The organism is Arthrobacter sp. TB 26, from assembly GCF_000427315.1.
In the GTDB taxonomy this organism is placed as follows: Bacteria; Actinomycetota; Actinomycetes; order Actinomycetales; family Micrococcaceae; genus Arthrobacter.
The window spans coordinates 6,034-7,334 of record NZ_AUPJ01000331.1 but is presented as its reverse complement, the minus strand read 5'-3'; the positions used below and the strand labels follow the sequence as shown (position 1 = coordinate 7,334).

Below are 1,301 nucleotides of genomic sequence, written 5' to 3'. Positions count from 1 at the left end.
GTCGGCGGCGAAGCGGACGTGCTCACCGAACAAGTCCAGCTGCACGGTTGTCTGGTTGGCGCCGGTCCCCCGGAGTTCCACGGGGCGGTCGGCCGAGATCACCACGAGCGGGACGGCGGCATGGTTGGCCTCCATCACCGCCGGCAGGAGGTTTCCGACGGCGGTCCCGGAGGTGGTGAGCACGGCCGCGGGCGCCCCTGTGGCGAGGGCCAGGCCCAGGGCGGTGAATCCGGCGTCGCGCTCATCGATCCGCACCAGCAGCTCGACCCGTCCCATGGCGTCGGCCTCCGCCAGGGCGTATGCCATCGGCGCGGAACGCGAACCGGGTGCCACCACCACGTAGCGGACCCCTTCGAGCAGCAGGGCCGCGACGGCGATCCGCGCGGCATCCAGCGCGCTCAGCTCCTCCGAGCTCACATGTTCTCCGGGGTCTCGATGCCGAGCAGGTCCAGGCCCTCGGACAGCCGGCGCAGGACCAGCGCGCACAGGGCAAGCCGCGATTCCCGGACCGAGTCCTCGGACTTCAGCACGGGGCACTGGTCGTAGAAGGACGTGAAGAGCTGGGCGAGTTCGAACAGGTACGTGCACAGCCGGTGCGGTTCCAGCGCCTCGCGTACCTTGTGCAGGGTGGCGCCGTATTCGAGGAGGTGCAGGGCCAGCGCGCGTTCGGCGGGTTCGACGACGGCGATCGGCGTCGCCGGGGTGCCGCCGTCGCTGTCGGTTCCGGCAGCATCGGTTTCGAGTGCGGTGTACCGCTCGAGCACCCCGGCTTTCCGCAGGATCGAACGGATCCGGGCGGCGGCGTACTGCACGTAGGGTCCGGTGTTGCCGCTCAGGGCCAGCATCCGGTCGAAGTCGAAGACGTATTCGGTGTCGTGCCCCACGGAGAGGTCGGCGTACTTGACCGCGCCGATGCCCACCTGCCGGGCGGTCACGGCGCGTTCGGCCTCGGTGAGCTCGGGCCGGCTGGCGTCGATGACGGCGCGGGCGCGGTCCACGGCTTCCTCCAGCAGGGCCATCAGCTTGACCGGGGCGCCGGAGCGGGACTTCAGGATTTTCCCGTCCTCCCCCAGCACGTTGCCGATCTGCACGTGCACGGCCTCCACCGTGTCGGGGAGCCAGCCGGCGTCGCGGGCCGTGGCCATGACCATGCGCAGGTGCATGTTCTGCGGCGCGCCCACGACGTATAGGACGCGGTTGGCCTCGAGCTCGCGGACCCGGTACCGGATGGTGGCGAGGTCCGTGGTGCCGTAGCCGTAGCCGCCGTCGGACTTGCGGATGATGAGCGGCAGGGGCTCCCC

1 protein-coding gene and 1 pseudogene (1 of these 2 running past the window's edge) are annotated in these 1,301 nt (G+C 70.8%); both read right to left on the bottom strand.

What is annotated here, in order from left to right; genetic code table 11:
• A partial coding sequence (locus K789_RS0112580) for a thiamine pyrophosphate-binding protein (RefSeq protein WP_029704995.1) occupies nucleotides 1-417 on the bottom strand: 417 nt, incomplete at its 3' end.
• A pseudogene (argS, locus tag K789_RS23025) lies at nucleotides 414-1,301 on the bottom strand (arginine--tRNA ligase) (it continues 886 nt past the right edge of the window). The pseudogene argS and the gene K789_RS0112580, both read right to left, overlap by 4 nt.